General features: G+C 66.8%; 8 protein-coding genes and 3 pseudogenes. 6 read left to right on the top strand and 5 right to left on the bottom strand.

Annotated elements, in window-relative coordinates:
- The 3 genes and pseudogenes from ND747_RS24190 to ND747_RS24180 all read right to left on the bottom strand — a co-directional run.
- Nucleotides 1-287, bottom strand: a pseudogene (locus ND747_RS24190) (IS3 family transposase); the annotation flags it as partial.
- Between the two features lie 59 nt (nucleotides 288-346).
- Nucleotides 347-817 (bottom strand): hypothetical protein, encoded by a 471-nt coding sequence (locus ND747_RS24185; protein ID WP_251736484.1) that lies wholly within the window; start codon nucleotides 815-817, stop codon nucleotides 347-349.
- A gap of 219 nt (nucleotides 818-1,036) precedes the next feature.
- On the bottom strand, nucleotides 1,037-1,669 hold the full coding sequence (locus tag ND747_RS24180; RefSeq protein ID WP_251736483.1) for a hypothetical protein: 633 nt from the start codon (nucleotides 1,667-1,669) through the stop codon (nucleotides 1,037-1,039).
- A gap of 302 nt (nucleotides 1,670-1,971) precedes the next feature.
- Here ND747_RS24180 and ND747_RS30250 point away from each other — a divergent pair.
- From ND747_RS30250 to ND747_RS24155, 6 genes and pseudogenes are all read left to right on the top strand, one after another.
- Nucleotides 1,972-2,166: pseudogene (locus ND747_RS30250) on the top strand (zinc-ribbon domain-containing protein); the annotation flags it as partial.
- 21 nt (nucleotides 2,167-2,187) lie between these two features.
- Complete coding sequence (locus ND747_RS24175) at nucleotides 2,188-3,984, top strand: Helicase associated domain protein (RefSeq protein WP_251736482.1); 1,797 nt, start codon at nucleotides 2,188-2,190, stop codon at nucleotides 3,982-3,984.
- 443 nt (nucleotides 3,985-4,427) lie between these two features.
- Nucleotides 4,428-5,015: a hypothetical protein gene (locus ND747_RS24170; RefSeq protein ID WP_251736481.1), complete on the top strand. Its 588-nt coding sequence runs from the start codon at nucleotides 4,428-4,430 to the stop codon at nucleotides 5,013-5,015.
- Nucleotides 5,012-7,192, top strand: a complete 2,181-nt coding sequence (locus ND747_RS24165; RefSeq protein ID WP_251736480.1) for a hypothetical protein — start codon at nucleotides 5,012-5,014, stop codon at nucleotides 7,190-7,192. The genes ND747_RS24170 and ND747_RS24165 overlap by 4 nt, the downstream gene beginning before the upstream one ends.
- Nucleotides 7,193-7,227: 35 nt before the next feature.
- Nucleotides 7,228-9,348 (top strand): hypothetical protein, encoded by a 2,121-nt coding sequence (locus ND747_RS24160; protein ID WP_251736479.1) that lies wholly within the window; start codon nucleotides 7,228-7,230, stop codon nucleotides 9,346-9,348.
- A gap of 133 nt (nucleotides 9,349-9,481) precedes the next feature.
- Nucleotides 9,482-9,897 (top strand): annotated as a pseudogene (locus ND747_RS24155) (transposase); the annotation flags it as partial.
- 699 nt (nucleotides 9,898-10,596) lie between these two features.
- Here the strand turns inward: ND747_RS24155 and ND747_RS24150 are convergent.
- A complete protein-coding gene (locus ND747_RS24150) occupies nucleotides 10,597-11,370 on the bottom strand; it encodes a hypothetical protein (RefSeq protein ID WP_374216313.1) in 774 nt (257 codons plus the stop codon).
- A 710-nt stretch (nucleotides 11,371-12,080) separates the two neighbouring features.
- Nucleotides 12,081-12,338: a hypothetical protein gene (locus tag ND747_RS24145; protein ID WP_251736478.1), complete on the bottom strand. Its 258-nt coding sequence runs from the start codon at nucleotides 12,336-12,338 to the stop codon at nucleotides 12,081-12,083.
- Between the last annotated feature and the right edge of the window lie 244 nt (nucleotides 12,339-12,582).

The following is a 12,582-nucleotide window of genomic DNA, read 5'->3' as shown; positions in this document are numbered from 1 at the left end:
TGGGTGGCTTGGCGGCGGCGTTCCCCGGTCTCGCCGTGCTCGGCGAGCAGCCGGTACATCGTGCGCGGCGACGCCAGGTAGACCCCCTCGTCCAGCAGGGCCGCCCAGACCTGGTCCGGGGAGGCGTCGACGAACCGCTGCGAGCGCAGCACGTCGAGGACCCGGGCCCGCTCGTCGGCCGTCAGGGCCGCCGGCTGCCGCCGGGCCTTGTGCGGGATCGGCGCCGGCCGCGGCGGAGCCGGACTTTTCCGGTGCCGCCGATAATGCGTCGCCCGGGACCGGCCCACCGCCCGACACGCCGCGACCGCCCCGACCTTCGGGATCAGCTGCTCAAGGGCTTCCTCGGTCAGCCGTTCGGCGTGTTCGGCGGCGTCGGGTTCCCCTCGGGAGCGCCCTCGGAGAGTTTCTCCAAGAGAGCGGCAAGTTTTCCCTGGACATCGATCACGAACTGGGCCTTCGCCAGTTCCTTCTCCAGCTTCGCGTTCTGGGCCCGGAGCTTCTCCAGCTCCTTGTCACGATCATCGACCGGTGGGCGGCCCTTCGGTTTAGACAACCCTGCCAACGCCCCGGCCTCCCGGGCCTTACGCCACTCCACGATATGCGCCGAGTACAGATGCTCCCGCCGCAGGACCGCGCCTTTCTGTCCATCCGGGGCCGCCTCGTACTCGGTCAGGACCCGCAGCTTGTACGCCGCCGAAAACGACCGCCGCCGCGCCTTCGGCTCGACCTCCGGATCCGGCCGCCGGCCACCACCCTCACGTCCGTCCACACCGACATCATCGACCAGGCCCCGCCCAGCCGTCCCCACCACAGTCACGATCTTCCTCTCCCAACCCGCCCAGGTCATAAGATGACAGCCACCATCTGACTCACCTCATCTTGACGGATAGGGCTGGCGGCCGACCGCGAAGCACGTCGGAACCATCGGCCGCGCGGCGCCAAGCGCTCGGCGAACCCGCGCCGAGGATCTACCTGCCAACAGGAGTGGGAGCCGACGCTGTCGATCGAGACGCTGACGATCGCTCGGCGGTGGGCGTCAATCCCGCGGCGGTGGCCTCGGTGAACGCGTGCCGGTGCTGGTCGAGGGTGCGGCGCGGAGCCGGTCCGGCGCAGATGTCCAGGAGTCGGTCGACGGGCCAACTGACTCCCACCGCTGCCGCGTCAGATACACCGCCACATGGCGAACCTCGGCGTCGGTGACGAGCAGCCCGCCGACCAGGAGGCACAGCAACGGCATCGCCTCGCTGGGCGTGGTCAACGAGGCCAGGTCGACCGTGGTCCACAGGGTGAGCAGCGTCCGGCCGACCAGCACATCGCCGCCGGCTCCCACACGGCACGGCGCGCCGGCGACAACCGGCGCGTCCACACGTCCCCGTAGGCGGGCGAACGGCCCGTTGCCCGCGGCGCGCACCAGCCCGACCACATCGTCCAGACCGATCGGCACGATCAGCCCGAGCAGACCCTCGACGGCCTCACGTGCCGACCGCGGCACCGTCGGCACGTAGCCGCGCCGTCCAGACCGGTCGAAAACCCCCATCCACCACGCCAGCCCACACAGCCGCGGCTCCGCACCAGGATCCGCAAGCGTCAGCGGAGCACCAGGATCGTGCGGCCGGACCTCGTACACCAGGCTCGCGACCGCGTGCTGAAACGCTTCATCAGCAAGCACTGGCCATTCAGCCGGCATCGCACGCTGCAGCCGTCCCATCCCAAGATCGAGTCTCCGGACACGCCGGGGGCTTCAGAGCGGCCGGTCGTCGGTACACAGACCCGCGTTCGCTGACCGTAGAGCGTAAAGCGCGGATCGCTCAAGACCTAACGGTCTGTGCGCTGCCGGCGACCAGTGCGATCCCTGGCGGACTGTAGGTCATGTGCCGCACTTGCAGTTGTTCCCGCGCGGTCCACAAGAACGAGCGAAGGTAGGCTGTGCGATATTCGAATCAGAAGAACATCTGAGGGATTGGAAATTTTTTGAGACATTCAGGTCGGCCCCAGTCTGGGTGGCTGTCGGAGCACCCCGTTGCCGCGGAGTTCGACTGGGATGCGAACAGGCCGCTGACCCCGAACTCGATCGCCGCGCAGAGCAACAAACTGATCCGATGGCGCTGCTTCGAGGGCCACAGCTGGTCAGCGAGCCCGAACAACCGGGTGGGCAAGGGCTCACGGTGCGGTGACTGCTTCGGCGCCGTGGTGAGCGACCGGAACAGGCTGTCGCTGAACTGCCCCGACGAGACACTCCTGGCGCAGTGGGACTACGCGAAGAACGATCCGCTGACCCCACACGACGTGTCGGTCGGCTCGAACCGCGAGGTCTGGTGGCGTTGCGCCGTCGCCGACGACCACCGCTGGAAGGCGAGAGTCGGAAAACGGTGCGCTGGAGGGAGGTGCCCCTGCTGCTCTGGCCGCCAGCTGTCTTCGACCAATCGGCTGTCGGACAGAGCCCCTGACATCGCCGGCGAGCTCAACGAGGAGCTCTCGGGTGTCAGCGCGTCCGAACTGAGTGTCGGAAGTAACCGCAAGGTCTGGTGGAACTGCCTGGCCGGACTTGGACATCCGCCGTGGCAGGCCCCCGTGCTCCGACGCACGGGCGGTCATCGCCTCCGCGGGTCCGGGTGCGGCGAGTGCCGGCTGCGCGCGACCTCGAAGCAGGAGCTACGGCTGAAGGCTGAGCTCGCGACTGTCTTGCCTGTCGACGTCGACAGGCGGACGGTGACGAATCTCCAAGGGAGGCGCGAGAAGGTCGACGTCGTTGCCGAGGACCTTGCCCGCGGCCTCCGTCTCGTCCTGGAGTTCGACGGCTCCTACTGGCACGCAGGCGAGACCAGCCTTCAGCGTGACACCGCGAAGGCGAGGCGACTGCGCGAGGCCGGATGGACCGTGATCCGGATCCGCGAGGCGGACCTTGAGAAGACCGATGAGCGGTACGACGTCGCGGTCAGATGGCTCGGCGACAGCATCGACGCCGTCGCCGAGGCCGCCGTCGCCGTGCTCGACCACCTCGCGACGCTAGGACTGGTCCCGCCAGCCACTGCGGCCGAGTACCGCGGCGACGGAGTGCTGCGGGCCTCGGAGACGGCCGATAGATGGATCCGCGAGCGGCTCGGCGAGAACGCGCTCAAGGAAGACCGGCGGCTCCAGGACGAAGCGTGGGCCCGGATGCATGCGGCACTGGTCGAGTTCGAGGCGGCGTCTGGCCACTGCCGCGTCCCCGCCGGGATCCGAGTCGAGGGCGTCGAACTCGCGCGCTGGGTGCACAAACAGCGCACCCTCCACCGCCGCTCTCGGCTGAACGAGCATCGTGTGCAGGCCCTCCTGAAGACCCCGTCCTGGTCATTCGGCCTCGTCCACGACGAGACGTTTTGGGACGGCTACCAGCGATACCTCGCCTGGACGCCCATCCGGGCCGAGGGCCAGCCCGTCCCGGAGGGGACCTGGGATACCCGGACCGCGACGGTCTGGGCCAGCAACCTCCGCACTCGCAGGAAGGATCTCCAAGCGAAAGGCGCCGACCTTCCTGCGGACAGGCTCGACGCGATGGCGCAGGTGCCAGGCTGGAGCTGGGATCCGTTTGATGACGAGTTCGGGGCCAAGGTTGCCACCCTCCGTACCTACGTAGAGGAAACCGGAAACACGCTCGCGGACATCAAGCAGCGCGACATCTGGAGGTCCGCCAAGATCGGTACATGGGTCAACTCATGGCGCACCCGTCGAGATCAGTTGACACCCTCACGCCAAGCGGAACTCGAAACGCTCCCCGGCTGGAAATGGAACAAACATGAGGATCAGTGGGGCTCGACGTTCGCCGAGCTGCGAATCTTCTACGCCGAATATCGAGTCAAACCGTCACTCAATGCGGCCAGTGAAGGTGAACGACGGCTCGCTCGGTGGAAACGCAACAACAAGAACCGCCTCCAGAGGCAAAATACCGACCACGCCAACCGACTTCGTGCCCTCCTGGCCGAGCACGGCGAGACGATGACATAATCCAGCGACTTGTGGGCGAAGCCGGTCGGCGCCCTGGAGGGCAGAACGGCCGTCCCGGGTCGACGCTGCGAATGGTCGCCGATCCTGATCCGCGCCTGGCGCACGAGCCGGGGCCGTGTAGTGGTTACAGAACGTCGCTGGCGGGCCGGCCGGTGGCGCGGACCAGCCGCCGGCTGTATTCCTCCTACTCCCGTTCGTCGAAGTACGCCTCCGTACGGTCTGGCGGATCTGCGCAAGAGAACACCCTGACGACCGCTATGGTGAAGGTCGCCCGGTCGACTAACGGTACTTCTGGGGGATGCCAGTTGGACAAGATGGCCACCGCAGCAGAGTCTGGAGACATAGAGGGTCGCCCTGCTGCAACACGGACCCAGCACGCCATTCGATTGCTCGTTCTCCTGGGCGGATGCGGCACGCCGCCCGTAGATGGAGATCCATCTGGCATGGTCAAGGCCGTCCGAAGTGAGCTCCGGCTCCAGGCGATGGACTTCTGGCTTCGAAATCCGGACTACCTTGCCGACGAGCTGGTGTCGGTGGTGGAAGCGGGCGCGGCCGACGCTAGCTACCTACTCACGGCGCGGCGACTCTTGGACGATCCTGAGCCTGACCTGCGTTGGTACCCGATGCCACGGTGGTTCTACGGCGCGTACGAGCGACTCGACGACGCGTTCTCCCTCCTGGAGACGTATGGCCTCGCCGCGCTGCGCCGCACCGGGCAGCCAGGCAAGCAGAGCTTGCGTAACCGCTTCTTCCTGACGCAGGCTGGGGCCGCGGCGGTCGCCGAGCTCGCGACGGATCCGGTTCTGGGGTGGTACGCCGAGCAGGTGAAGCTGGTCGCTTTGGTCGCTGGGGACGACGGCGGGCAGGCGCTGAAGGACCGGCAGTACCGGCAGGCCACGTACGCGGGAACGGACCTGGGGGTGGCCATCGCGCCGATCGCGCCGCGGGTGCGCGAACGGCTCGACGCGCTGAGCGCGGTCGCATTTGTGTTGGCTGCTGGAGACACCGGCCAGGAAGGGAAGCGAACGTGAGTGCTCTGGGTAGGGAGGTTGTCGATGCCCTCGCCAGGCGACGGGGGGACGGTCCACTCAGCCTCACCGTCGACGAGGTCGACAAGATCCTCAGTGGGCTCGGCGTTCCGCTGCGCGGTGCCAAGGCGGTTCCCGTGCCGCTGCGCGCCACCCGGATGCGCTTCAGCGGCACGAAGTGGCTCAAGCCGGATCATCCCGATGCCCAAGGGCACCCGCTGGTCGACGCCGCCGATCTCCCCGAGTGGATCCGGCCGGTCGTCGACGAGCTCTCCCCTATGGCCGCCTCGGACGAGGATGGCCCGGCGCCGGACGTCGAGGAGCGGGTGTGGTCGAAGGCGCGGGTCCCGTTTCATTTCGAATGGTCGCCGCAGCCCGGTGTCAACGGGATCGGCTCGGGACGGAACCTGCGCGGCAAGTCGACCCTCTTGAACGTTCTCATGTGGTCGCTGACCGGCCGGTGTCCGCAGTTCCAGAACGACGTCCGCAGCTGGATCGAGCACGTCGAGGTCGACTGGACGGTGGGTCCCGAGCGGTTGCGGGTGGCGTTCGACGCCAGGGACGGAGTGGCCACCGGGCGAGTGACTAAGGTCATGGGGGTCGGCGGTGACGTCAACGGTACGGTCATCGGGCAGTTCGACGGTACGGACTTCGAGGGCGTCATGGGCTCGCTGATGATGACTCGGTTGCGGCTGGAGAACATCCCCGTCTGGACGGATACAGCGGCGCGGGTGCACGCGTGGCCCGCGTACTCCAGCTCGTTTGTGGTCCGCGCGAACCAGCTCGATCCGATCGTTGGCAACGAACAGACCATCGGCGTGCGGATGATGCAGATGTTCATCGGCACGGACTGGGCACCGGTACAGGCTGCCACGACGACGGCGCGGCGCGGCATGGACAAGGCACGATCCGCCGCGAACGACAAGGCTCAGGCAGCCGGTGAGGCAGTGGAGGCGAGCCGAAGCGCAGCGGAGAAACAGGTCGAGGATCTCCGAACGAAGATCGGTAAGCTGCCTGCCGGGACGCCGGACGTGCAGGTGATACTCAACGCCGCGGCCCACGCGTCCGACCTCGCACGAGAGGTGCACGGGCTTGAGGCGAAGCTGATCGCGCAGGCTGCACTCGCAGGAACGGCACGTCAGCAACTCAAGGTGACGAAGGCCCGGGTGCACACCAGCTACGAGGACGCGCTCGCGACGAGGTTCTTCCATCACATGCGTCCGTCGGTGTGCCCGCGTTGCGCTGCGCAGGTCACCCCAGAACGGCGGGCGGCGGAACCGGACAAACACGAGTGTTCGGTGTGCACCAGTGAATTGAATCTCGATGCCCTCCAGGCCGACGTCATCGTGGCCGCGTCCGTACCGGATGAGCTCGTGGCCGGCCTGGTCGCTGAGACGTCCGGGGGCGATGGCGCGGACGGGGATGCTGAAGACGAGCCGCTGGACGAGGTCGAAGCAGCGCAGACCGCGGTGACCTCCGCCGAGGCCGCAGTGGCGGAGTTGACTGCCGAGATCGCGGCTCTCACAAAGGAGCGGGACTCGGCGGCTGCGCGGGTCGACGTGGGGAGCGAACTTCTTTCGACCGCTAGTGAGCGCCGTACGCTCGAACTGGACTTGGCCCGCGCCGAAGGCGCATTGGGGGCGCTGACCCGGTCAAGCAACCCGGCGACGGTCGACCCGGTCGACCCGGTGCAGCTCGCCGTCGTGGATGCGGCCGAGCAGATACTGAAGAAGTGGGTGAAGAGCGACCAGGACCCGATGCTGGCCCGGATCTCCGCCGACATCGAACGTCTGACGCAGAGCTTCGGCGCTGATAACCTAAGCGACTTCGCGCTCAGTGGCAATGCCAACATGGCGCTCCACGAGAACGGGGTCAAGCAAAGGTACTCGGGGCTGACAGCCGGCGAGAAGCTGAGGGTCAAGATCGCGACCGCCATCGCCCTCATCCGGCATGGTTACGTCGAGGGGATCGGCCGTCACCCCGGTTTCCTGGTCCTCGACTCGCCCTCCGCCGAGGAGATGCCGGAGGAGGACCTCGCCACCATGGTCAAGGCATTGCGGGACGTCGCAGGTGACGCCGAGATGCAGATCTTCGTCGCCACCCGCAACGCTGCCCCGCTCGTCGACCTTCTTCCGGAATCCAATCGGGTTGTCGCGGAGGGCAATGCCTACGTGTGGTGAGAAGCTGGATGCTAACCGTGGACGAGAGGAACGCTATGAGCGGCGGTGCGGCCCCTGAGCTGGAGGGGGACCTCGCTGCGCTGCTTTCGGCAAGCGCGGGAGAACCGCCTTCCGAGGACGTTTTCGCTACGCTCGGTGGCTGGGAGCGACTGGCTCGGGATGCCGCTGATCTCGCTGACAGCCCGGTGCTCACGCCGCTGGTCCACTTGGTCGCGCGCGAAGCCGCGAACTCCGGCGGCCGAACCGGCAGCTACGCGGAAGCCATGCGCCGCGTGTCGGCTGCGGTCACCTCAACCATGAACCCGGCCATCCTCATCGACAGTCTGGAGCCTCTGCTCGGTAGCGGACCCGCGCTGAACGAGGTTGGCGCGAGTCTAGCCAAGGCGCTGGAAGACGTTGTCCTGAAATTCCTTGACTCGCCAGATCCGGACCGCCGTGCCGCCCTGCGAACGGCAGGCGTGTTGGAGGCCCGGACCCGGCTTGCCCTGTGTGGGATCGGATCGCCATTCGCGTTGCTGGCTCTCTTGGAGCGCTTCGACGCGCCGGTGCCCAAGCCGCTCGCCACTGCGGTCGTCCGTGCCGTCGGTGTCGCCGTCGACCACTGGCCGCACGCCGCAAGCCTCGCCAGCGTTGTACGCCTCGTCGCCGGGATCGACCCACCTGCCGGCCGGTTGCGTCCAGACGCCGATCCCGAGGATGTCGCCTCCGACGCTGCGTGGGTGCTGGCGGGAATTGAGCTGGTCGGTGCACTCCGCGCCGCGGACCTGCCGCGCATGCTGCGCAACCTCGAAGCGTCCGCGGGGTACTTGCAGATCGCCTGGGACACCTACGAACGTGAGGACGCCAGCATCCTCTTGACCGTGGTCGAAGTGTTGTGCGCACTCCTCGACGAGTCCTCGGCGAGGCCGGATGTGGATGCCCTGTCGACATCTCGGCTCGAACCACACGCATTGGCTGACCTGGTTGAGCGGGTTCGCCGGATCAATGTGACGACCATGGGCCTAAACCACTGGTACGGGGATCCGAAGCGGGCAGCACTGCTGGCGTGGACTCGGTTGGCCGACGACCTGGGCAGGCTCCGGAAGGAGTTCAAACGGGACAGCTTCTACAAGGCCGAGGTCGTCGTCGACGACCTGCTCCAGATTTACATGGGCTCGCGCTCCACCGCGGTGGTCTCCCACGAGGAGGACATCGACGGCCTGCTCAGGCTCGTCCAGCCAGTCATCGAATCGGGGTTCGCCAGAACCGCGGGCCTGCTGAGCAACCTTGAAGATCACACCCACGCCTTGGAGCAGGAAGCCGCGACAGCGGTGGGTGACCGCGAACGCGAGGTCGCAGAGAAGCTCGCCGCCGCGCAGACGGTCCTTCGAGCGGCGAAGGCGCAAGCATTGGCCGGTGCAGGGCCGGGAAAAGGCGGTAGCGGCACGGCGACCGCGTCGCTGCCGCAGCCACTCAATCAGCTGGTCCGACCCGGATCCGCAGCGGCGATCGAACTCGCCGAGAAAATCTCGCCCGAGACCCTCGCCGAACTGGCCAAGGCGGTCAGCGACGCCACCATCGGCAAGCACAGCCTCAACCTGGTCGAGAAGACGGTGTACGACAGGATCCAAACCTTCTTGGAGGCCAGTCCTGATTACGTTGAAGAGCCGAGGCGCGCCGTGGACGATGTTCTCCGGCTGGTCGTCCAGTTCGTCAGCTCACGGACCAATGCCCAATCGGACCTATACCCGTACCTGTTCGACCCGAAAGCCATCGAGGGGGACATCCACAAGGATCTTCTTGGCTTCTTGCAGTCTAGTAGCCATGGCGCTATCACGAGATACGAAGAGCAGCATGTCGGCGGAGGGCGGATCGACCTGCGACTTTGGTTCGGCGGATTCAGCCTCTGTATTGAGATGAAAGTCGATTCGATGAGGCAGCCCTTGAGTGACAAGCAGGCGTACCTCAAGCAGGCGGTCACATATCAGACCACGGATATCCGCATCGGATTCCTGGTCTCGCTGCGCCACAAGGCATTCGATCCCACCGGGGCGCCGCCACACCTGAGCGCTCTTATCGGTCACACGGTCTTCGACGTGCCCGGCGACTCGGTCCCGAGGCACATCGTCACCGTAGGCGTTCCTGGCAGCCGGACGAGACCGTCGGACATGAAGTAGGTCGTGCTCGCCAAGAGCAATGGTGGGGACCTGTAGACCGGCTGGCGAGGGCGCACCTCCCCAGCGATTAAGGTTGAGGTCTCCGTCAGGCCGGCATTGACGCGCCGGTCAGAAAGGCGCGCTCGTGCCCACGATGGTCCCCGAAAAGAACACGCCCGAGAAAAGTCCGCCGGGTAGCCCATCGCTGATCGATGGGATCGTTCGTGAGGGTGCCCGGCAGATGCTCGCCGCCGCGTTGGAGACGGAGGTCGACGCCCATATCTCCGAGCTCACGGATCAGCGTGACGACCGCGGTCGCCGGCTGGTCGTGCGCAACGGCCACGCCCAGCCGCGGTGGGTGATGACCGCAGCCGGGGCTGTCGACGTGACCGCCCCTCGGGTCAATGACCGCCGCGTCGATGCGGCCACCGGCGAACGCAAGCGCGTCTCCTCGGCGATCCTGCCGCCGTGGTGCCGCCGCCGCTCCCCGACAATCAGCGAGGTGCTGCCGCTGCTCTACCGCACGGCCTGTCCTCCGGCGACTTCGTCTCAGCGTTGGAGCAATTCCTTTGGATCCGCCTGACCCCACCAGCCAGCTCGTGATCGACAGGACCGAGTCAAGATCCAGCGGAGCGCCTCGACGGCGGGTACCTGCTCGTGATCTGAGCGGCCGACATCATCTTCCGCGACACCGACCTCGGACGGACCACCGACTGACTCCGCTGCCGGGGCCGGCTGGCCGACCTCGCCCGCTGGCTCACCGGCACCCAGGGACAGCGCCGACCCTTGGACGCGGCTCACCCCTCGCCGACCTGGGATCAGCTGGCGTTGACGGACCCCTCCCGTGACCATCGAGCAGACCCTCCTCCTGCTGCCGCAGCTCATCGCCAGCGACCTCGCCGAGCAAGATCGGCAGGTGTGGCCTGTGCTGTTCGTGGACGGCCTTCCCCAGCAACAATGGCCCCGGCGGGGAGACTTGGAAAATCTCCTCGCCAATGCGATTCGCCCGCTCAACACCCTCGCCGTCGTTCGCACCGCCCCCCTCTGGACTGGGCATCCACCGTCGACCGGGCGGTATCCCTGCGCACCCACGGGCCTGAAGCCTGGCTCGGCCTCGCGAGCCCCCACAGCGACCAGCATCTCCTCGCCGAGTAGACGCGACCTGAACCTTCGGCTGGTCCAGCTGCCGCGAAGAAATCCGATGCGAGGCCGTGGCAGGGAGTCAATCCGGTACCTGCCAAGCTACCTACGGAGCCCTCGTAGGCTCGGCTACGGCGCGGACGGGCGTGGCGCTTGGCCGTGAAGAGTGGAGTGGGTGTCGCTGCGCAGCTGCGCCACCAGTTTCCGGGCCGTATCAGTTCCGACATGGAGACGTTTACGAAGCGTCTCAGCGGAAATAGGACGCTGATGGACCTGCCAGTGCAGGACGTCCTCGGCCCGCGCCCGGTGCAGCAGATCCTGGTCACGAGCTTCCTTCGACTGCCCCCCAGACCCATCAGGCTTATGGCCAGAAGAGGCAGGTTGATCCCGCTCAGCCGGACCGGACGAGGTATCGGACGCCAGCGGACCGGTGCCAGAAGCATCCGCATCCCTGGTCTGCATGGCCTGAAGGAGGCCGAGTGCTACTTCGCCCCAGCCGATGAGCAGCAGCGGGCCGACCGCATCGAACGCGGCACGCCCGTAATGACCGGCGATCAACGGTTCGGCGATGTTCAGCGACAGGGTGACCAAGCTGGCGAACAGCAGCAGGCGTCGCACCGCGCGCAGCACCTCCACGGGCCCGCCGTTCACCGAGAGTCGCTGGCTGCCGATCAGCAGGCCGATGACCGACAGGTCCACGGCGGGCGCGACCAACGGCGCGATCCACATCGGAACACCCAGACGCAGCCCGAGGGCGAGCACATTGCCGAACCCGAAGCAGAACGTCAACGCGACCACGACACCGACGATCACGGTCACGAGCCGGGCCGAAGCATCCAACCCCACTCGAAATTCGGGACATATGTTCGATTCGCTAGATGATGTAGAAGTCGACGCGGTCACTGGGTATCGCCGCTGGTCAGGGCCCGGGTAGCGACCGGTCGGACAGCGATTTCAGGGCCAGCAACCAAGATCAAACGGTTCGGATGCTGGTACACATGGTCCACCACGCTCCGCAGTTAGCCTCCAACCTGGGCAGATACGTTGTACCTATGATTGCGGCGGGCTAGCCAAGACCATCCGCAGATAGTCAGGCGTACTTGGCTGGTTCGTACAATGCCCGGCGTCTTACGCTGACCTTCCCTACGGTCGCTCTCCGTGAAGGCAGCTGTTCGTCACATTTCTTCCAAGTTGGCCGGCCGCGCCACCGGGCCCACCGCATCGCGGGCTTCATAGGGGCTGTCGCCGTCGCATCCCAGCCTGGTCCGGTCAGAATCGTGGTTGGGCCCTGTTCGAGGTGGCACAGGGCGGGGCCGAAGGTGACAGTCCAGGTCGCTGCTCGACCCCCTGAGCTACCGTTCGTCCCACCAGGTCGCGCCTCCCACGCGCGAGGACTCGACCAGCTTGGCCGCGGTCGCAGCCCCCCGCAGGCGTCTTGATGCCGCCGACGACGACGTCGAACGTGCAACACAGGGTGCCGGCGACCACCTGGCGCTGTGCCACGCTCAGGCTCACCCTGGACTGGAACCGGCTCCTGCGGTGCTCGGCAACCGCGTCGCGTCCGGCAGCGGTCGCCATGTGCCATCAGCAAGTCCTCCGCACACGGTACTCGCCTAGATCGAGTTCGCCCCGTCGGAGCCGACCTTGAGCACCGGCACGTAGGAGCGAGCGAACGCGGTGCTGTACTGCTGCACGGTGACGGTCAGCATCGCCAGGTCCTGGCGGCGGTGCAGCGCGCCGCGCGCCGCCCGGGCCGCGTGGCCCTGCCTGGTCCCGCGGTCAATTTCGGTCCGCCCTCGCACCGGCGCCGGCAGGGCGTTCGCGGACAACGTGGCGTTGCGGTGAACTCGCGGCCCATCTCTGGAAGTCACCTTCGTCGACCGCCTGCACCGAATGATAGACACCGGTCTGAGGGGAAACGGCGAGACTCATCGCCTGTGCACCCTTTGCGTTTTTCGCCAGTAAGCGGGTGAGGTCACTCTCGTCGGCGCCGCTCTCCGAACTCGAGGCGAACCTGAGCGCACGAGCGTCGAAACGCCCGCCTGGCACGTGCAGGACGAGTGCTCCACAGCGGACTGTAGGGTTAATACTCCGTAAGATCCTTGTCGTAGTGCC

The organism is Frankia sp. R82 (assembly GCF_023716925.1).
Lineage (GTDB): Bacteria > Actinomycetota > Actinomycetes > Frankiales > Frankiaceae > Frankia.
Note: the sequence above shows the minus strand (reverse complement) of the source record. Positions and strands in the feature narration are given on the sequence as shown.